The sequence below is a fragment of the Streptomyces sp. GSL17-111 genome (genome assembly GCF_037911585.1).
In the GTDB taxonomy this organism is placed as follows: domain Bacteria; phylum Actinomycetota; class Actinomycetes; order Streptomycetales; family Streptomycetaceae; genus Streptomyces.
In genome coordinates, this window is sequence record NZ_JBAJNS010000001.1 from 5,060,455 (window position 1) to 5,078,417 (window position 17,963).

Below are 17,963 nucleotides of genomic sequence, written 5' to 3' on the forward strand. Positions count from 1 at the left end.
GTGTGGCGGCGGAGGGCGTGACCGGAAGCCGCCGCGTGTCGTATCGTCACCTTCGCCGCCCTGTCGGGAGTCAGGTACATGACGGGCAGCGCGACCATTCGGGGACAAGGGGAGGAACGGCCGTATGACGGGTCGTACCGGTGGCAGGCTCCGCAGGGGCGTGAGCGCGACGGCCGTGGCGGCCGCCGCGATGGTGGCCCTGACCGCGTCTCAGGCGCCCGGCCTCTCCCTGCCCCCGCCCAGCCCCACGGCGGACGATCCGGCGCTCGGGGCGGACGACGCGCCCGCGACCGGGGGTGACGCCCCCTACCACACCGAGCTTCCCCCGCTGGAGACGCCGGACATGCCGGACAGCTCCCGCGAGCTGGACGGCGGCGGCCCGGTCGTGACCGGCCCGGCCGAAGCGGGCGTCCCCGCGACGGTCCTGGCCGCCTACCGGCAGGCCGAGAGCACGCTGCGCGGCGAGCAGCCCCGCTGCAACCTGTCGTGGCAACTGCTCGCCGCCATCGGCAAGGTGGAGTCGGGGCAGGCCCGCGGTGGTGCGGTCGACGCCGAGGGCACCACGCTCTCCCCGATCCGCGGCCCCAAGCTGGACGGAAACGGCTTCCAGAACATCCCGGACACCGACAACGGCGCCTACGACGGCGACACCGTGCACGACCGGGCCGTCGGCCCCATGCAGTTCATCCCCACCACGTGGGCGGCGTGGGGCGCCGACGGCAACGGCGACGGCGCCAAGGACCCCGACAACATCTTCGACGCCGCCCTCGCGGCGGGCCGCTACCTGTGCGCCAACGGCCGGGACCTGGCGGACCCGGCCGACCTGGAGCGCGCCATCCTCAGCTACAACCCGTCGCGGGAGTACCTGCGGACGGTCCTGTCGTGGCTGGAGTTCTACCGCAAGGGCGTCCACGAGGTGCCGGACGGCACCGGCCAGCTGCCCGACTCCCCGGGGCCGGGCAATCCGCGTCAGCCCGACCCGGTCGACGAGGAGCCCAAGCGGCGGCCGGCGTCCGAGGACACCTCCGGCGACAAGGAGCCGAAGGGGCCCAAGGACCCGAAGGACCCGAAGGATCCGAAGGATCCGCAGGACGAGAAGCCCGGCTCGGGCGGGGACCGTCCGGGGTCGAAGGAGCCCGCCGAGGAGGACGAGGACGGCGGGATCGTGCCGCCCTCCGGCGAGGACCCCGACGGCGACGGGCCCGGGCCGGACGACGGCAGCGACGAGGAGCCGGAGAAGCCCACCGACCCCGAGGAGCCTGGCGACCCCGACGAGCCGGAGGACCCGGAGGAGCCGACCGACCCCGAGGAGCCGGAGGACCCGGACGAGCCGGGCGAGGAGCCGGGGGAGTGCCCGGTCGACCCGGAGGAGCCCACCGACCCCGAGGAGCCGCAGCCCGGCACCGAGGACCCGGCGGACGACGAGGAGGCGACCGACGAGGACGCCGCCGACGGCGCTGCCGACGCCGACGACCGCACGGAGCCCGAGGACTCCGATGAGGCCGGGGCCGACGACTCCGAGGACGCCGACGACCCCGACGCCGACGACCCGGAGGACGAGCCGGCCGACCCGTGCGGGGACCCGGACGCCGAGGACCCGGAGCAGGACGAGGACGACCCCCGGGACGAGGGCGACGAGGAGCAGCAGGGCGAGGGCGGCACCGCCCGCGACGGCGGCGTCCGTCCCGAGGACGCCGCCCGCGCCGAATAGTCGGCACGCCGCAGCCCGGCACGCCGGAGCCCGCCCCGCCTACCGTCCTCGGCGCGGGGCGGCCCGGCGGGTGGGCACCGCCGTGGTCGGGTCGTCCGGCCACGGGTGGCGCGGGTAGCGCCCGCGCAGCTCGGAGCGCACGGCGCGGTAGCCCTCGGCCCAGAACGACGCCAGATCGGCGGTGACGGCGGCGGGCCGCCCGGCGGGGGAGAGCAGGTGCACCAGCAGGGGCACCCGCCCGTCGGCGAGCCGGGGCGCCTGCGTCCAGCCGAAGAGTTCCTGCAGTTTGACGGCGAGCACCGGCTGGTCGCCGGAGTAGTCGACGCGCACCCGCGAGCCCGAGGGCACCTCGACCCGTTCGGGCGCCAGCTCCTCCAGCCGGGCCGCCGCGCCGCTCGACCAGGGCAGCAGGCTCCGCAGCAGGGCGAGGGTGTCGACGGCGTCCAGGCGGTCGCCGGTCAGCCAGCTGGGGGCGCGGGCGAGGAGGGCGTCGTCGCCGACGTCGGGCCAGGGCTCGCCCAGCGTGCGGTGGAGGAAGGCCATGCGCCGACGCAGCGACCGGGCCTGCTCCGGCCAGCGCAGGAGGTCCGTCCCGCCCGCGCGCACCGCCTCCAGGAGCGCCTGGCGCACCTGCTCCGGGTGGGGCCGCGGCACGGTTTCGCTGCCCAGGGCGATCGCCCCGAGCCGGGTGACGCGCTGGGCGGTGACGGCGCCGCGCCCGGCGTCGTAGGTCACCTCCTCGTCCTCCCGGAGCAGGGCGGCGGCGGCCTGCCGGGCGGTCTCCTCGTCGATGACGGCGACGAGCCGGGCCCGCGCCGAGGGGGCGCCCGCCGGGCGGTCGGCCACGGCGACGGCGAGCCACGGCGCGCCGCCGTGCGCGGTCGTGACCTCGGCCCGGGTGCCGGAGGCCATCAGGTAGGCGCCGGCCCCGCCCTGCCGCCGCGCCACCCGCTCCGGGTGGGCGAGAGCGGCGACGAGGCCCACGGCCTCCGCCACCCCACCGGACGCGTCCCCGCCGCCGTCCTCGCTTCTCCGGGGTGCGGTGTCCCCGGGCAGCGCCCTGCGCAGCCGGTCGGCCTCGCGCCGCCAGCGGGCGGCGTACCCCTCGCGCGGGGAGCGGCGTACGGCCCGCAGGACGTCGCCCAGGTCCTGGCCCAGTTCGCGCGGCGGCTCCTCGCTGAGCAGCGCGACGACCTCGGCGGCGGCTCGTGGGCCGACGAGGCGGGCGCCGTCGAGCAGGGCCCGGGCCAGCCGGGGGTGGAGCCCCAGCCGGGCCATGGCCTCGCCGCGCGTGGTGGCGCGGCCCGCGCCGTCCACGGCGCCGACGGCGGTCAGAACCGCACCGGCCGCCGCCATGGCCCCGGCGGGCGGCGGGTCGAGCAGGGCCAGGCCGTCGGCGCCCGGGGCGCCCCAGCAGGCGGCCTGGAGGGCGAACGCGCCGAGGTCAGCGACGGCGATCTCGGGTTGCGGGAAGCGGGGCCGGCGGCCGTCCTCCCCCTGTGACCAGCACCGGTAGGCGGTGCCGGGCGCCTCGCGTCCGGCCCGACCCGCGCGCTGCCGGGCCGCCGCCCGGGAGGCCCACACGGTGGTCAGGGCGCTGAGCCCACGTGCGTGGTCGGTGCGCGGCTCCCGGGCCAGCCCGGCGTCGACGACGATCCGCACCCCGGGCACGGTGAGGCTGGACTCCGCCACGGCGGTGGCCAGCACGATCCGGCGGCGTCCGTGCGGGCCCGGCCCGGCGAGGACGGCGTCCTGGGTCTCGGCGCGGGCTCGGCCGTGCACCTGGAGGACGTCGGCGTCCGCGTCCTCCAGCGCCGCCGCCACCCGGGCGATCTCGCCGACGCCGGGCAGGAAGCACAGGACGTCCCCCTCCCGTTCGCGCAGCGCGCGCCGTATGACGGCCGCGACGTGGGCGAGCAGCGCGTGGTCCACGCGCAGGCCGTGCGGGGGCGCGACGGGGGTGGGCGGGGGCGCCCACACCGTCTCGACGGGGTGGGCGACGCCCCGCGCCGCCACCACGGGGCCGTCCAGCAGGCGCGCCCAGCCCTCGGCGTCGGTGGTCGCCGAGGCGGCCAGGAGTTGGAGCTCCGGCCGCAGGGTGTGCCGCACGTCCAGCAGGAAGGCGGCGGCGGTGTCGGCGTCGAGGTGCCGCTCGTGGCACTCGTCGAGCATGACGACGTCGACGCCCGGCAGCTCCTGGTCGCGCTGGAGCCGCTGGAGGAGGACGCCGGTGGTGACGACCTCCACGCACGTCCCCGGTCCGACGCGCCGCTCGCCGCGCACGGTGAAGCCCACCCGGCCGCCCACGTCCTCGCCCAGCAGCCACGCCATCCGGCGGGCGGCGGCCCGGGCGGCGATCCGCCGGGGTTCGGCCACCAGGACGCGCCGGGGTCGGCCCGTCCGGCCGTCCGCGGCGCCCGGTGCCAGACCGGCCAGCTCCAGTGGCACCAGCGTCGTCTTGCCCGACCCCGGCGGGGCGCACAGCACGGCGGTGCCCGCCTCGGCCAGGGCCTCCCGCAGTCGGGGCAGCGCATCCCGCACCGGGAGGTCGAGCGCCCGCTGCCGTGCGGTGGCCGTCACGCGTCCCGCTCGCACACGAAGATCGCCGTGCCGGGGATCAGCGCGCCGCGCAGCGGGGACCAGCCGCCCCACTCCTGCCGGTTCCACGCCGGCCACTCCGGTTCGACGAGGTCGGTGAGCCGCAGCCCGGCGGCGACGACGTCCCGCACCCGGTCGCCCAGGGTGCGGTGGTGTTCGACGTAGAGGGCGCGGCCCTCCTCGTCCTGTTCGACGTAGGGGGTGCGGTCGAAGTAGGACGCGGAGACGGTCAGGCCCTCCGGCCCGGGCTCGTCGGGCAGGGCCCAGCGCAGGGGGTGCGTCACGGAGAACACCCAGCGTCCGCCCGGCCGCAGGACGCGCCGCACCTCCCGGAGGACGCGCACGGGGTCGGCGACGAAGGGCACGGCGCCGTAGGCCGAGCAGGCCAGGTCGAAGGAGGCGTCCGCGAAGGGCAGCGCCCCGGCGTCGGCCTCGACCAGCGTGACGCCGTCGGTGCCCAGGCGCAGGGCGTGCTGGAGCTGGCGGTGGGAGACGTCCAGGGCGACCGGGCGGGCGCCGTGCGCGGCCAGCCAGCGCGAGCACTGCGCCGCGCCCGCGCCGATCTCCAGCACGCGCGCTCCGACCAGCCGCTCCGGGTCGCCCAGAAGGCGCGCCTCGTCCTCCGTCAGCCCCTCGGGGCCCCAGACGAAGCGGTCGTCACCGAGGAAGCCGCCGTGTTCGTTCTGGTAGTCGTCGGCGTTGCGGTCCCACCACAGCCGGCTCGCCCGCCGGCTCTCGGCCTCACCGGCCCTGCGCCGTACGGCGTCGCCCTCGTCGGCACTCATCCTCGTCTTCGCACCCCTGTCGCACTCGTGTGGCGACCGTAACGATAGGCTGTGGGCAATCTTGTGCATGCGGCGTGCGATGAGCACACTGCGATGTGCGTCTGCCGATACGGAGGACGCGGCGGAGCGGGCGGTTTTCGCCCCATCCGTCCCACGTGTCGCAAACGTGCATTGACCCTGCCCGGCTGCGGCCGTATGCTACAAGTTGCGCTGCGGGCCTGCGCGCCTCGGACGGAGCAGGTCGCGCTCGCATCTGTTGTATGTCCTCTCGGTTGTCGAGGTGCTTTCGCGTTTCGGGAAGTGCCTCCCAGGCTGTCCGGCTTCGGCGGTGCGATAAGGGCTCACGGCGTAGCAGTACCTACGACTTCTGTGTCCGTACCGGAGCCCTTTACCACATGACGAGCAGCACCGAGACCACCGTGACCACCCCGCAGGTTGCGGTCAACGACATCGGTTCCGAGGAAGCCTTCCTCGCCGCGATCGACGAGACGATCAAGTACTTCAACGACGGCGACATCGTCGACGGCGTCATCGTGAAGGTCGACCGGGACGAGGTCCTGCTCGACATCGGTTACAAGACCGAGGGCGTCATCCCTTCCCGTGAGCTGTCGATCAAGCACGACGTCGACCCCAACGAGGTCGTCGCCGTCGGTGACGAGATCGAGGCCCTTGTCCTCCAGAAGGAGGACAAGGAAGGCCGCCTCATCCTGTCCAAGAAGCGCGCCCAGTACGAGCGCGCCTGGGGCACCATCGAGAAGATCAAGGAAGAGGACGGGATCGTCACCGGTACCGTCATCGAGGTCGTCAAGGGTGGTCTCATCCTCGACATCGGCCTCCGGGGCTTCCTCCCCGCCTCCCTGGTCGAGATGCGCCGCGTCCGCGACCTCCAGCCGTACGTCGGCAAGGAGCTCGAGGCGAAGATCATCGAGCTGGACAAGAACCGCAACAACGTGGTCCTGTCCCGCCGTGCCTGGCTGGAGCAGACGCAGAGCGAGGTCCGTCAGACCTTCCTCACCACCCTCCAGAAGGGCCAGGTGCGCTCCGGCGTCGTCTCCTCGATCGTCAACTTCGGTGCCTTCGTGGACCTGGGCGGCGTCGACGGCCTGGTGCACGTCTCGGAGCTGTCCTGGAAGCACATCGACCACCCCTCCGAGGTCGTCGAGGTCGGCCAGGAGGTCACGGTCGAGGTCCTGGACGTCGACATGGACCGCGAGCGCGTCTCCCTGTCGCTGAAGGCGACCCAGGAAGACCCGTGGCAGCAGTTCGCCCGCACGCACCAGATCGGCCAGGTCGTCCCCGGCAAGGTCACCAAGCTGGTGCCGTTCGGTGCGTTCGTCCGCGTCGACGAGGGCATCGAGGGCCTGGTCCACATCTCCGAGCTGGCCGAGCGCCACGTCGAGATCCCGGAGCAGGTCGTCCAGGTCAACGACGAGATCTTCGTCAAGGTCATCGACATCGACCTGGAGCGCCGTCGCATCAGCCTCTCGCTGAAGCAGGCCAACGAGGCCTTCGGCGCCGACCCGATGGCCGTCGAGTTCGACCCCACGCTGTACGGCATGGCGGCGTCCTACGACGACCAGGGCAACTACATCTACCCCGAGGGCTTCGACCCCGAGTCGAACGACTGGCTCGAGGGGTACGAGAAGCAGCGCGAGGAGTGGGAGAACCAGTACGCGGTCGCCCAGGCGCGCTTCGAGCAGCACCAGGCGCAGGTCGTCAAGTCCCGCGAGCAGGACGCCCAGGCCGAGGCCGAGGGTGCCGGCGCCGGTCCCGCCCCGAGCAGCCAGGGTGGCGGCGGCGGCGGTGGCGGTTCCTACTCGTCGGACTCCGGCGAGGACTCCGGCGCGCTGGCCTCCGACGAGGCCCTCGCCGCGCTCCGCGAGAAGCTGGCCGGCGGCCAGAGCTGATTCCGCGCCGGGCCGAGGCCCGGCCGGTTCGGTTCACGACGGTACGGAAGGGCCCGCTCCCCGCTCGGGGGGCGGGCCCTTCCGCGTCGTGGCGCCCCGCGTCGGCGGCCACGCCCCGGAGGAGGGAATTCCGCGCCGGGCACCGACGTTGGCACAGGCGGAAGCGCTTGACGGAGGGGCAAGGAGAACGTGTTGAAGCCGCGCGAGCTGTACGAATGGGATCCGAGCGGCCTGCGGTCGGTGGACGAGATCCTCGACCAGGGCGTCGGCGCCGGTCTTGTCCTGCTGTACCACTTCGAGGGCTTCATCGACGCCGGGGCGACCGGTGAGCAGATCACCGACCTGCTGCTGGAGGGCCGCCCCCACACCACGGTGGCCCGGTTCGACGTGGACCGCCTCGTCGACTACCGGGCGCGGCGCCCGATGATGACGTTCCGCCGCGACCGCTGGGTCTCCTACGACCGTCCGGCCCTGGAGCTGAAGCTGCTGCGGGACGCCACCGGCAGCCCGTTCCTCCTGCTCAGCGGCCCCGAGCCGGACGTGCAGTGGGAGGCGTTCACCGCAGCGGTGCAGGAGATCGTCGAGCGGCTGAACGTCCGGCTCTCGGTGACCTTCCACGGCATCCCCATGGGGGTGCCCCACACGCGCCCGGTCGGTCTCACCCCGCACGGCAGCCGCGCCGACCTCGTACCGGGCCGCCCCGGCCTGTTCGACGAGGCGCAGGTGCCGGGCAGCGCCGCCTCCCTGCTGGAGCTGCGGCTGATCGAGGCCGGGCACGACGTCCTGGGGGTCGCCGCGCACGTCCCGCACTACGTCGCCCGCTCCCCCTACCCGGACGCCCCGCTCGTCGTCGTCGAGACGATCACGGCCGCGACCGGCCTGGTCCTGCCGGCCATCGCCCACACCCTGCGCGGCCGGGCCCACACCACGCAGACGGAGATCGAGCGGCAGCTGGCCGACGGGGACAGCGAGCTCATCGCCGTCGTCCGGGGCCTGGAGCAGCAGTACGACGCCGTGGCGGGAGCGGCGAGCCGGGGCAGCCTGGTCGCCGAGCCGAACGAACTGCCCTCGGCGGAGGAGCTGGGCGCCGTCTTCGAGCGGTTCCTCGCGGACCGCGAACGCGACACCGGCGAGCCCGAGGCGTGAGACGGCCCTTAGGCTTGCGGGCATGCTGACTGTGGGACTGACCGGAGGCATCGGGGCGGGCAAGAGCGAGGTCTCGCGACTCCTCGCCTCCTACGGCGCGGTGATCATCGACGCCGACCGCATCGCCCGCGAGGTCGTCGAGCCCGGTACCGAGGGGCACGCCGCCGTCGTCGCCGAGTTCGGCGACGCGGTGCTGCTGCCGGACGGTGCCCTCGACCGGCCGGCCCTCGGCCGCGTCGTATTCAACGACCCCGAGCGGCTCGCCGCGCTGAACGCCATCGTGCACCCGCTGGTGGGCGCCCGCTCCGCCGAGCTCCAGGAGGCGGCGGGCGAGCACGCCGTCGTCGTCCACGATGTGCCGCTCCTCACGGAGAACGGCCTCGCCCCCCTCTACGACGTCGTCGTGGTGGTCGACGCCTCCTCGGAAACACAGCTGGACCGCCTCGTGCGGCTGCGCGGCATGCCGCAGGACGAGGCCCGCTCCCGGATGGCGGCCCAGGCCACCCGCGCCGAGCGGCTGGCCGTCGCCGATCACGTCATCGACAACGAGGGCCCGCTGGAGGCCCTCGAACCCCGGGTGCGCGAGGTGTGGGAGCAGCTCCGGAAGCGTGCCTGACCCGCTCGGGGGGAATGCTTCCGGTCACCCGGCTGTTGTCCCGGCCGAAGGAGGCGCCTTGATGTCCCGAACGCCCCAGACGAACGTGATCGACTTCCGCGCCGCGGAGAAGCTGCTTGAGGCCAAGGATCCGCGGGGTGCGGTCAAGCTGCTCGATCCACTGATCACCGCGCACCCGGAGAACACGGCGGCCCGGCTCCTGCGGGCCCGCGCGTTCTTCCACTCCGCCCAGCTGCGCTCCGCCGAGCTGGAGTTCCAGCTGGTCATCGAGCGGGAGCCGGACAACGCCTTCGCGCACTTCGCGCTGGCGCGGACGTTGGAGCGCGCGGGGCGCACCGGCGAGGCCCGCCGTCACTTCCGTCTCGCCGCCGCGCTGGACCCGCGTCCGGACTACGTCGAGGCCGCCCGGTTCGAGAGCTTCTGACGCCGCCCGCCCGGCCGGTCGCCGTCTGACGACGCGTCCGGCCGGGCCCGGTGCCGGGGTGTGGGCGCAAGGGGCCCTGCCCAGCACGGTCGGTGGCCGATAGGGTCGTCTCCCGTGATATCGCGCCGCGTCTGTGCCACCAGTGTCCTCGTTCTCCTCGCCACCACCTCCTGCACCGTCGATGACGTCACCGACGGCCGGACCCCCGTCACCGACGGGCAACCGGCCCTGGCCGCCCTCGACGACCTCACCGTCAAGGGCCGCGCCGGACGGGACGGTTACGACCGCCGCAAGTTCGGCAGCCCCTGGCCCGACGTCGACGGCAACGACTGCGGCACCCGCGACGACATCCTCGCCCGCGACCTCGACGACGTCACGCGGGACGAGGACGGCTGCACCGTCGAGGCGGGCACGCTCACCGAGGACCCCTTCACCGGCGAGACCATCGAATTCGAACGCGGCGGCCCCAGCGAGGTCGACATCGACCACCTCGTGGCCCTCTCCGACGCCTGGCAGAAGGGCGCGCACACCTGGGAGCCGGCGAAGCGCATCGCCCTCGCCAACGACCCCCTGAACCTGCTGGCCGTCGACGCCGGCGCCAACCGGCAGAAGGGCGACGCGGACGCCGCCACCTGGCTCCCGTCCCACAAGCCCTACCGCTGCACCTACGCGGCCGCGCAGGTCGCCGTCAAGCAGAAGTACGAACTGTGGGTCACCGAGGCGGAGAAGGAAGCGCTGGCCCGCATCCTCGGCGACTGCCCCGACACCGAACTGCCGCAGGGCGACGCCCCCACCACCGCACCCCCGGAGTTCTCCGCCCCCGACTGACGCCACCCCGGCCCGTCCCGTCCCGTTCCGGGACTCTTCCGCGCCACCCTCGCGGCGCCGGGCCGCGAGGGTGGCGCGGCGTCGTAGGGTCGGGGCATGAACGAGGACGCAGCGCAGACCGGACCGGCCGTGTACGCGTGCACGTTGGGGGCCGCCGAGGAGCCGGACAGCCTGCTCCTTCCGGGTCACGACGTACCGCTGGGCCGTTACACCACGGTGCGGCGGCTGCTGCCGCACCGCGAGCGGCGGATGATCGGCGCCTGGTGCTTCGCGGACCACTTCGGCCCCGACGACGTCGCCGAGCGCCCCGGCATGCAGATCGCACCCCACCCCCACACCGGGCTCCAGACCGTCACCTGGCTGGTGGAGGGCGAGATCGTGCACGCCGACAGCCTCGGCAGCCTGCAGCCGATCGTGCCGGGCGCCCTGAACCTCATGACCTCGGGGCACGGCATCTCCCACTCCGAGCAGTCCCCGCCGGACCACCCGCCCGTGATGCACGGGCTCCAGCTGTGGATCGCCCTGCCCGACGACGCCCGGCACCAGCCGCCGCGTTTCGAGCACCACGCGGACCTGCCGACCGTGCGGGACGGCGCGGCGACGGTGACGGTCGTCGTCGGCGAGCTGGCCGGTGCCCGGTCGCCCGCCCGGGTGCACAGCCCCCTCCTCGGCGCCGAGGTGAGCTTCGACGCCCCCGGCATCCTCCGGCTGCCCGTGGACCCCGCCTTCGAGACGGGGGCCCTGATCCTTTCGGGCAGGGCCACGGTCGCCGGGACGGAGCTCGCCCCCGGCGCCCTGCTCCACCTCGGCCAGGGCCGCACCGAGGTCACCGTCGAGGTCACGGAGCCGGCGCGGATCTTCCTGCTCGGCGGCACGCCGTTCGAGGAGCCGCTCGTCATGTGGTGGAACTTCGTCGGGCGCACCCACGAGGAGATCGTGCGCGCCCGGGACGACTGGGAGGCCGGTGGCCGCTTCGGCACGGTCGAGCACTGCGCCGACGCCCCGCTGCCCGCCCCCGCCCTCCCCACCGTCCGCCTCAAACCCCGGAGCCGCACCGGCGACACCCGCTGACGGCTCGCGGAGCAGGCCTCAGTCCGCGTGCCGCAGTGCGCGTTCGGCGGCGGTCACGGTGGCTTCCAGCCGTGCGCCGTGTGCGCCGCGCCAGTACACGCGGGCGCAGGTTCGGCAGCGCGTGAAGGCGTCGTAGGTCCGCAGCGTCCCCGGTTCCAGTCGGTGGGCGACCTCGGCCTTGGCGACGGGGGCCAGCCGGCCGTTGCAGGCGGGGCAGCGTGTCCAGGGGGCGAGCGGCGGGGCGAACCGCTCCAGGACGTCGGTGAGTTGATCGTCGGGCCGGGTGCCGCGGACGAAGGCGCCCAGCCACAGGGCGCGGCGGCGGAGCAGGCCCCGGTCCTGGGTGAGCAGGACGCGGTGCTCGGCCCCGGAGCGGGCCACGAGCGCGGGGTCGTCGGCGTTGTTGGAGTAGGCGCTGTCGAGCCCGACCAGCCGCAGCCGACGCGCGAGCGCGCCGAGGTGGACGTCGACGAGGAAGCGGGGCGGACTCTCCGGCAGGGCCTGCGGGCGCGGCACGGCGCTGACGTCGACGAGGCCGCCGCCGGGCGGCCGGTGTGCGGGCGGCACGGGCTCGCCGTCCAGGGTCAGGCCGCCGACCTCGGTGAGCGGCACGCCGAGCGACTGCACGACGTGGCCGAGCGTGGAGGTCCGGTCGTACGGCACCCGCGGCCGTTCCCGGTCGCGGAAGCGGGGGGTCAGCAGGAAGCGCAGCTCCCCGGCGACGCGGAACTCCAGCTCGCCGCCGTCCGCCCGGTCGTTCATCGCGGGGTCCGGGGCACCGGGCCTCAGCGGCCCATGCGCAGCCCGTCCTCCTCGGCGCCCCGGCTCAGCGCGGCGTCCCGGATGACGTCCAGGGCCCGGGTGTAGAGGGCGTGGTCGGGCCGCTCCTTGAGGGCGCGGGGGAGGTTGACCACGCGCAGCGGGTCGTTGTCCATGACGTGCGGGACGAACTCCGCCGTGCGTACCCGCCAGGCTTCGCCCTCCCGCTGCGGCGGGGCGAAGGTGAAGCGGGCCGCCGAGCCCATCTGTCCGCGCGAGTCGTTCATGACGCCCGCCACCTGGTCGCCCATGCCGTACACGACCCAGGTGCCGTTGACCTTCTCGTAGGGCTGGGGGACGTGGACGTGGGTCCCGACGAGGAGGTCGATGGCGCGCCGTCCGTCCGCGCGGGCGGCGGTGAGCTCCTCGGCGAGGGCGAGCTGCCGGTCGTCGGGCGCCTCCTGGTACTCGGTGCCCCAGTGCATGCTCACCACGACGACGTCGGCTCCGGCCTTCCGGGCGGCGCGGGCGTCGGCGACGATCCGCTCGGGGTCGGTGAGGTTGACGAGGTGGGGCCGGTCCTCGGGGACGGGGATGCCGTTGGTCCCGTAGGTGTAGGCCAGTTGGGCGACCTGGGCGCCGCCGGCCTCCATGAGGGCGGGCCGGTCGCGTTCGGCCGCGCTGCGGGCGGAGCCGACGTGCCGGACACCGGCCGCGTCCAGGGCCTCCAGGGTCCGGGTGACGCCGTCGGCGCCGGCGTCGAGCGTGTGGTTGGAGGCGGTCGAGCAGGAGTCGTAGCCGGTCTCCGCGATGGCCTGGGCGACCTGCGGGGGCGTACGGAACATGGGGTATCCGCTGAACGGGCCGTCGTCCGCGCCCAGGACCGTCTCCAGGTGGCAGATGGCCAGGTCGGCGCCGGCCACGACGGGTTCGGCCCCGGCGAGCATCCGGCGGAAGTCGTGGCCGCCCCCGGCGTCGGCGTCGGCGGCGGCCTGCCGGATGACGGAGTCGTGGCTGAGGATGTCGCCGGTGGCGACCAAGGTGAAGGGTTCCCGCTCGTCGGTCGCGGAGGCCGGGGTACGGCCGCTCGCCGTCGTGGACGGCTCGGCGCTGCCGCCGCCGCAGCCTGTGAGGGGGACCAGCAGGGCGAGGGCGACGGGCACGGTGGCCGCACGGCGTCGGGTGTGGTGCCTCACAGTACCGCTCCGTAGTCATATGAATATGATTAATAGGACAATCACATTCATTGACGCGCGGCGGCACGTCCGAACACCGCCACACCCGGCGGATCGCCGGGATGGCGGTGCGGAACCACTCGTTCAGGCTCGGCCCGGGTCCTCGGCGGGATACCGGACGGGCGCTACGCCGGGTGCGTGACCCGGATCTTCGACTGCTGGTGCGGCAGCTCCTCCCAGTCGTCCATCGGGCGGGCCGTCAGCCCGTGCGACTCCGCGAGCCGGACGAGCGTCTCGGTGCGGTAGTAGAAGTCCTCCCGCAGGACCTGGTGCTCGGCGCCGAGCGTCCGGTTGTAGGTGAAGTCGAAGAAGCCGCCGGGCGCCAGGACGCGGCCCACGTGCTTCAGGCACTCGTCGATCACCTGGACGGGCGAGTGCGAGAAGACGCTGTGCGCGTGCACGACGGTGAAGTGACCGTCCGGCAGGTGCGCCAGCCGCAGGTCGTCGACCAGCGTCAGACACGGCAGTTTGGCCTGCAGCCCGTGCCGCACCAGCGTCTCGCGGGCCGAGAGGAGGATCTCGGGCGAGATGTCCATGCCGTGGTAGTGCGCGGGGTTCAGGTAGGCGATGAACAGCCGACCCGCCCGGAGGTTCCCGCAGCCGATCTCCAGCATCCGGTCGTCGGGGCTCAGGCCGTGCCGCACGAGGTAGTCGAACTGCATATCGCCCAGGGCCAGCCACCGTTCGTGCGTCGCGCTGCCGACCGCCGACTCGGGGTTGCGGGCGGTGTCGTCCTTCATCACCGCCCGGTAGTAGGCGACGTGGTCGCTGCCCGTCATCCGCCGCAGCCGTAGGTCGCGTACGTAGCGCCGCAGGTAGGGAGGTACCCGCGTCGGGTGCCGCAGGGCGTACTGGAGCCGGTGGGCCAGGGAGGAGCGGTCGGTGTGCAGTCGTCGGGACACGGCAAGCGCCTTTCACCGGTGCGCGGGGGCGGACCGGTGAAAGGCGCCCTCCGCGGCAGGGGCTGTGTGAGGATCGGTCGGGATGCGTAACGATCGACGGGAGGCCCAAGTGGCGGAAGAACTGGCGCAGATGCCCGAGGACTGGCAACGGGCCCTGGCCATCGTGGCCCATCCGGACGACCTGGAGTACGGGGCGGCCGCCGCCGTCGCGCACTGGACGGACGCCGGCAAGGAGGTCACCTACCTGCTGGTGACGCGCGGCGAGGCCGGGATCGACACCCTGCCGCCCGCCGAGGCCGCGCCCGTCCGGGAGGCCGAGCAGCGCGCCAGCGCCGCCGTCGTCGGGGTGCGGGACGTGGAGTTCCTCGACCACCGGGACGGCGTCATCGAGTACGGCGTCGACCTCCGCCGCGATCTGGCCGCCGCGATCCGGCGCCACCGGCCCGAGCTGGTCGTCACCCTCAGTTTCGACGAGACCTGGCCCGGCGGGTACTGGAACACCCCCGACCACAAGGCCGTCGGCCGGGCCACCCTCGACGCCGTCGCGGACGCCGGGAACCGCTGGATCTTCCCCGAACAGCTGGCCGACGGAGCCCTCCAGCGGTGGGACGGTGTGCGCTGGGTGGCCGTCACCGCGCCCACCGGGACCACCCACGTGCAGGAGGTCGGTGAACGGGACGTCGACCGGGCCGTCGCCTCGCTGGCCGAGCACCGGGCCTACCTCACCGCGCTCAGCGACGAGGACCCCGAGACCTACGCCCGCACCTTCATCACCGGCGTCATGGACGGCCTCGCCGAGCGCACCGGCGGCCGCCGGGGCGTCGGTTTCCGCCTCCACCCCTGCTGAGCGGGCCCGCCGCCCAGCGGAGCATGACGCCGCGCCGGGGCCCACGGCACCGGACCGGACGCGGCGCGGGGCTCAGTCGCCGGACGCCCGCCCGGTGCGGCCGAGCAGGGCCAGGGCCGCCACCGGCAGCAGCAGGGTGGCGGCCAGGGCGTTCAGCCAGCCGTACCCGGCCTGTGCGACGACGAGCCCCGCGAGCGCGCCGCCGACCCCGGCCGCCGCGTTCATCGTCAGGTCCGACAGGCCCTGCGCGGCGGCCCGGGCGCTCTGCGGCACCGAGTCGGTGAGCAGCGCGGAGCCGGCCACCAGCCCGGCGGACCAGCCGAGCCCCAGCAGGAAGAGACCGGCCGCGCTACGGGCGTGATCCCCGTCGGAGGTGCCCGCCAGGACCGTCGCACAGGCCAGCAGCCCCACGGCCAGCCCGATGACGGAGACCCGTCCGAGGCGGTCCGCCAGCCAGCCCATCACCGGCGAGAAGGCGTACATGCCGGCGATGTGCCCGCTGATGACGAGGCCGATCAGCTCCAGGTCGGCGCCGTGGTGGCTCAGGTCGACGGGGGTCATCACCATCACCGACACCATCACCGTGTGCGTGCCGGCGATGGCCACCAGGGCCAGGCGTGCCCGGGGCGAGGCGAGGACCGCCGCCCGGCCCGCGCGCAGGGAACGATCCCCGGCCCCGCCGCCGTCCGCCGAGGAGGTCGCCAGCGCACGGGCCGTCAGCAGCGGGTCGGGTCGCAGCAGGACCCAGACGAGGGCCCCGGCGACGAGGAAGATCACCGCCGCCCACAGGAACGGCCCGGCCGCCTCCGGCACGCCGAAGCCGGCCAGGCTGCGCCCGGCCGGGCCCGCCAGGTTCGGTCCCGCGACGGCGCCGAGCGTGGTGGCCCACACCACGAGGGAGATGGTGCGGGCGCGCCGCTCGGGTGCGGCCAGGTCCCCGGCGGCGAACCGGGCCTGCAGGTTGGCGGAGGACCCCGCGCCGAAGACCGCCATCCCGACGAGCAGGAGCGGGAAGTTCCTGATGACGGCCGCGGCCACCACCAGCGCGCCACCGGCAGCCGCCACGAGGTAGGCGAGGGCGAGCCCCGGACGTCGGCCGCGCCGGGCCATCAGCGCGGCGAACGGCAGCGAGAGCAGCCCGGTGCCGATCACCGAGGACGTCAGGGCCAGCCCGGAGAGCGCTTCCGAGCCGCTGATCTCCTGGGCCAGCACGGCGGCCAGCGCGATGCCCGTCGCCACGCCGAGGCCGCCGAGGACCTGGCTGAGGACCAGCACGAGCGTCGTGCGCCGCCGGATCTCCGCCAGCCGGGCGGCGTCCGGCACGGCGGGGACGGCGGGGCCGGGCGCGCCCTTGGCGAGGACGGGGGCGGTCGCGGATATCGCGGGCGGGTCGCCGGGGGACGCCGTGGCGTCGGCGGGTTCGAGGGGCGGGTTCACACCGGGCAGTGTGCCAGCAGGCCCCCCGGGTCAGAACAGGGGAGCGGGAAGCACCCCCTCCAGCGCGAGCAGGGTGCGCTTGGCCTCCAGACCACCGCCGAACCCGCCGATGCCGCCCCCCGCAGTGACGACGCGGTGGCACGGCACGACGACGGGCAGCGGGTTGGCGCCCATCGCCGCACCGACCGCCCGGGCGGCCCCGGGCTCGCCGACGGCGTCGGCCAGGTCCTGGTAGGTGGCCACCGCACCGTACGGCACGGTGTCGGCCAGGGCGTGCAGCACCCGCGCGGTGAAGCCGCCGGTCAGCGACCAGTCCAGCGGCACGCCGAAGACGCGCAGCCGACCGGCGAAGTACCCGTCGAGCTCCTGTGCGGCCCGGCGCAGCACCGGGTGCCCGGCCCGCTCGACGGGCTCGGCGCCGAGGTGCCCGCCCAGCCGCTCCAGGGTGCGCGGTACCGCCGGCCCGGCGGCGTGGAAGCCGACGGCCGCCAGCCCGGTGTCCGTGGCGAGGAGCAGCAGCGGGCCGACGGGCGCCGGCACCACCGTCCAGGCCGGCTGCGCGATCGTGGCGGTCATGGGGGCGAGCCTACGGCCCCCCACCGACCGTGCGTCAGCGCCAGTCCCCGGCTCCGTCCCCCGCGCTGACCGCGTCGCGGACGACGTCCGGGCGGTTGCTGATGACGCCGTCGACGCCCAGGTCCGCCAGCCGCGCGGCCGTGGGGCCGTCGTCGACGGTCCAGGTGAACATCTCCAGCCGACGTCCGTGCGGGCCCCGCACAGCCTGCACCGCTTCGACGTACTCGGGCGTCACGGTGGTGTAGCGGGGGTTGATCTGGTCGGCGAACCGTGCGTACGCGGACAGCTCGTCGGGGTCCGGCGTGCCGAGGAAGCCGGTCTTCACGGCGGGCTTGAGCGCGTGCACCCGGCGCAGGGCGTCGGCGCTGAAGGACTGGACGATCAGCTGGCGGCGCACGTGGTAGGCGTCCAGCCACCCCTCCTCGCGCAGTGTGTCGAGGATGTCCTGCTCGATTCCGGGGTACAGCTCGGGCTTCTTGATCTCCAGCAGCAGCTTCTGGTGGTGGCCGGAGATCCGGTCCAGGAACTGCTTGAGCGTCGGCACCCGCTCGCCCTCGTACTGCGGGCCGAACCAGCTCCCGGCGTCCAGCCGGGCGATCTCGGCGGCGGTGAAGTCGGCGACGTTCCACGGCGCGCGGTCGGGGAAGACCTCCTCGACGTTCGTCGTCCGGCTCAGCGTCGGGTCGTGCAGCACGACGAGCTCGCCGTCCTTGGTGCGCTGGACGTCGTTCTCGACCCAGAGGATGCCCAGGTCACGTGCCTTGTCGACGGCGGCGAGCGTGTTCTCGGGGCTGTAGGCGGAGGCGCCGCGGTGCGCGATCGGCACGACGTCCTGTGCGGCGGCGGGGTGCCCGACCGCGTGGGCGGCCGGCGAGGGAAGGACCGGGTCCGCCAGGGGGGCGGGCCGGGCCGGGGCCGGGGCGGCGGTGAGCACGAGGGCGAAGGCACCCAGCAGTGGGCCGAGAAGGGCGGTGGGGCGAAGGGACACAGGGGCTCCTCACGTGAGGGACAGCGGCGACACCGCCCTGGTCAACGAGCGGTGTCGCGTTGTGTCGACGTTCCGTCGCGCTGCGTCGGCAACGCGGCCGTGAGGAACCCTTTCCAGTGCGGGCGGCTTTGGC

The 17,963-nt window shown here is 74.6% G+C and carries 16 protein-coding genes; 8 read left to right on the plus strand and 8 right to left on the minus strand.

All coding sequences use genetic code 11. The features are described 5' to 3' along the window. Window positions 1–124 precede the first annotated feature (124 nt). The gene (locus tag V6D49_RS22575; RefSeq protein WP_340562376.1) at window positions 125–1,711 is read left to right on the plus strand and encodes a lytic transglycosylase domain-containing protein; all 1,587 of its coding nucleotides are present in this window, start codon (window positions 125–127) and stop codon (window positions 1,709–1,711) included. 39 nt (window positions 1,712–1,750) lie between these two features. On the opposite strand, the gene hrpB is transcribed toward V6D49_RS22575, so the two are convergent. Both hrpB and V6D49_RS22585 read right to left on the minus strand, forming a co-directional pair. Next, the gene (hrpB, locus tag V6D49_RS22580; protein ID WP_340562377.1) at window positions 1,751–4,291 is read right to left on the minus strand and encodes an ATP-dependent helicase HrpB; all 2,541 of its coding nucleotides are present in this window, start codon (window positions 4,289–4,291) and stop codon (window positions 1,751–1,753) included. Beyond that, window positions 4,288–5,094, minus strand: coding sequence for a class I SAM-dependent methyltransferase (locus V6D49_RS22585; RefSeq protein ID WP_340562379.1), 807 nt, complete (start codon window positions 5,092–5,094; stop codon window positions 4,288–4,290). Before V6D49_RS22585 ends, hrpB begins: the two co-directional genes overlap by 4 nt. Before the next feature lie 395 nt (window positions 5,095–5,489). Between V6D49_RS22585 and rpsA the strand changes: the two genes are divergently transcribed. From rpsA to V6D49_RS22615, 6 genes are all read left to right on the plus strand, one after another. After that, on the plus strand, window positions 5,490–7,001 hold the full coding sequence (rpsA, locus tag V6D49_RS22590; protein ID WP_340562380.1) for a 30S ribosomal protein S1: 1,512 nt from the start codon (window positions 5,490–5,492) through the stop codon (window positions 6,999–7,001). Between the two features lie 189 nt (window positions 7,002–7,190). Next, window positions 7,191–8,147, plus strand: coding sequence for a PAC2 family protein (locus V6D49_RS22595; protein WP_340562381.1), 957 nt, complete (start codon window positions 7,191–7,193; stop codon window positions 8,145–8,147). Window positions 8,148–8,169: 22 nt separating this feature from the next. Next, the gene (gene coaE / locus V6D49_RS22600) at window positions 8,170–8,763 is read left to right on the plus strand and encodes a dephospho-CoA kinase (protein WP_340562383.1); all 594 of its coding nucleotides are present in this window, start codon (window positions 8,170–8,172) and stop codon (window positions 8,761–8,763) included. A gap of 61 nt (window positions 8,764–8,824) precedes the next feature. Beyond that, window positions 8,825–9,187, plus strand: a complete 363-nt coding sequence (locus V6D49_RS22605) for a tetratricopeptide repeat protein (RefSeq protein ID WP_445330580.1) — start codon at window positions 8,825–8,827, stop codon at window positions 9,185–9,187. A gap of 114 nt (window positions 9,188–9,301) precedes the next feature. Continuing rightward, entirely contained in the window at window positions 9,302–10,015 is a 714-nt protein-coding gene (locus V6D49_RS22610) for an HNH endonuclease family protein (RefSeq protein WP_340562386.1), read from the plus strand. A gap of 96 nt (window positions 10,016–10,111) precedes the next feature. Beyond that, a complete protein-coding gene (locus V6D49_RS22615; protein ID WP_340562387.1) occupies window positions 10,112–11,086 on the plus strand; it encodes a pirin family protein in 975 nt (324 codons plus the stop codon). 18 nt (window positions 11,087–11,104) lie between these two features. On the opposite strand, the gene V6D49_RS22620 is transcribed toward V6D49_RS22615, so the two are convergent. The 3 genes from V6D49_RS22620 to V6D49_RS22630 form a co-directional block, all read right to left on the minus strand. After that, window positions 11,105–11,848 carry a Mut7-C RNAse domain-containing protein gene (locus V6D49_RS22620; RefSeq protein WP_340562389.1) on the minus strand — a complete coding sequence of 248 codons (744 nt, stop codon included), beginning with the start codon at window positions 11,846–11,848 and terminating at the stop codon, window positions 11,105–11,107. Between the two features lie 23 nt (window positions 11,849–11,871). Beyond that, entirely contained in the window at window positions 11,872–13,041 is a 1,170-nt protein-coding gene (locus V6D49_RS22625) for a CapA family protein (RefSeq protein WP_340562390.1), read from the minus strand. Window positions 13,042–13,205: 164 nt separating this feature from the next. Then, on the minus strand, window positions 13,206–13,982 hold the full coding sequence (locus tag V6D49_RS22630) for a class I SAM-dependent methyltransferase (protein ID WP_340562392.1): 777 nt from the start codon (window positions 13,980–13,982) through the stop codon (window positions 13,206–13,208). A gap of 82 nt (window positions 13,983–14,064) precedes the next feature. On the opposite strand from V6D49_RS22630, the gene V6D49_RS22635 reads away from it, so the two are divergent. Further along, on the plus strand, window positions 14,065–14,829 hold the full coding sequence (locus V6D49_RS22635) for a PIG-L deacetylase family protein (RefSeq protein ID WP_340562393.1): 765 nt from the start codon (window positions 14,065–14,067) through the stop codon (window positions 14,827–14,829). A 72-nt stretch (window positions 14,830–14,901) separates the two neighbouring features. Here the strand turns inward: V6D49_RS22635 and V6D49_RS22640 are convergent, their stop codons facing one another. The 3 genes from V6D49_RS22640 to V6D49_RS22650 all read right to left on the minus strand — a co-directional run bounded on the left by V6D49_RS22640 (window position 14,902) and on the right by V6D49_RS22650 (window position 17,830). After that, window positions 14,902–16,152, minus strand: coding sequence for an MFS transporter (locus tag V6D49_RS22640; protein ID WP_340564223.1), 1,251 nt, complete (start codon window positions 16,150–16,152; stop codon window positions 14,902–14,904). A 144-nt stretch (window positions 16,153–16,296) separates the two neighbouring features. Beyond that, complete coding sequence (locus V6D49_RS22645; protein WP_340562394.1) at window positions 16,297–16,842, minus strand: methylated-DNA--[protein]-cysteine S-methyltransferase; 546 nt, start codon at window positions 16,840–16,842, stop codon at window positions 16,297–16,299. 34 nt (window positions 16,843–16,876) lie between these two features. Next, a complete protein-coding gene (locus tag V6D49_RS22650) occupies window positions 16,877–17,830 on the minus strand; it encodes a glycerophosphodiester phosphodiesterase (protein ID WP_340562396.1) in 954 nt (317 codons plus the stop codon). Window positions 17,831–17,963: the final 133 nt, after the last annotated feature.

Coding starts and splice junctions, on each gene's coding strand:
- V6D49_RS22620 (WP_340562389.1), bottom strand. CDS start 11,848: ATGAACGACCGGGCGGACGGCGGCGAGCTGGAGTTCCGCGTCGCCGGG.
- V6D49_RS22635 (WP_340562393.1), top strand. CDS start 14,065: ATGCGTAACGATCGACGGGAGGCCCAAGTGGCGGAAGAACTGGCGCAG.
- coaE (WP_340562383.1), top strand. CDS start 8,170: ATGCTGACTGTGGGACTGACCGGAGGCATCGGGGCGGGCAAGAGCGAG.
- V6D49_RS22605 (WP_445330580.1), top strand. CDS start 8,825: ATGTCCCGAACGCCCCAGACGAACGTGATCGACTTCCGCGCCGCGGAG.
- V6D49_RS22575 (WP_340562376.1), top strand. CDS start 125: ATGACGGGTCGTACCGGTGGCAGGCTCCGCAGGGGCGTGAGCGCGACG.
- V6D49_RS22615 (WP_340562387.1), top strand. CDS start 10,112: ATGAACGAGGACGCAGCGCAGACCGGACCGGCCGTGTACGCGTGCACG.
- rpsA (WP_340562380.1), top strand. CDS start 5,490: ATGACGAGCAGCACCGAGACCACCGTGACCACCCCGCAGGTTGCGGTC.
- V6D49_RS22585 (WP_340562379.1), bottom strand. CDS start 5,094: ATGAGTGCCGACGAGGGCGACGCCGTACGGCGCAGGGCCGGTGAGGCC.
- V6D49_RS22645 (WP_340562394.1), bottom strand. CDS start 16,842: ATGACCGCCACGATCGCGCAGCCGGCCTGGACGGTGGTGCCGGCGCCC.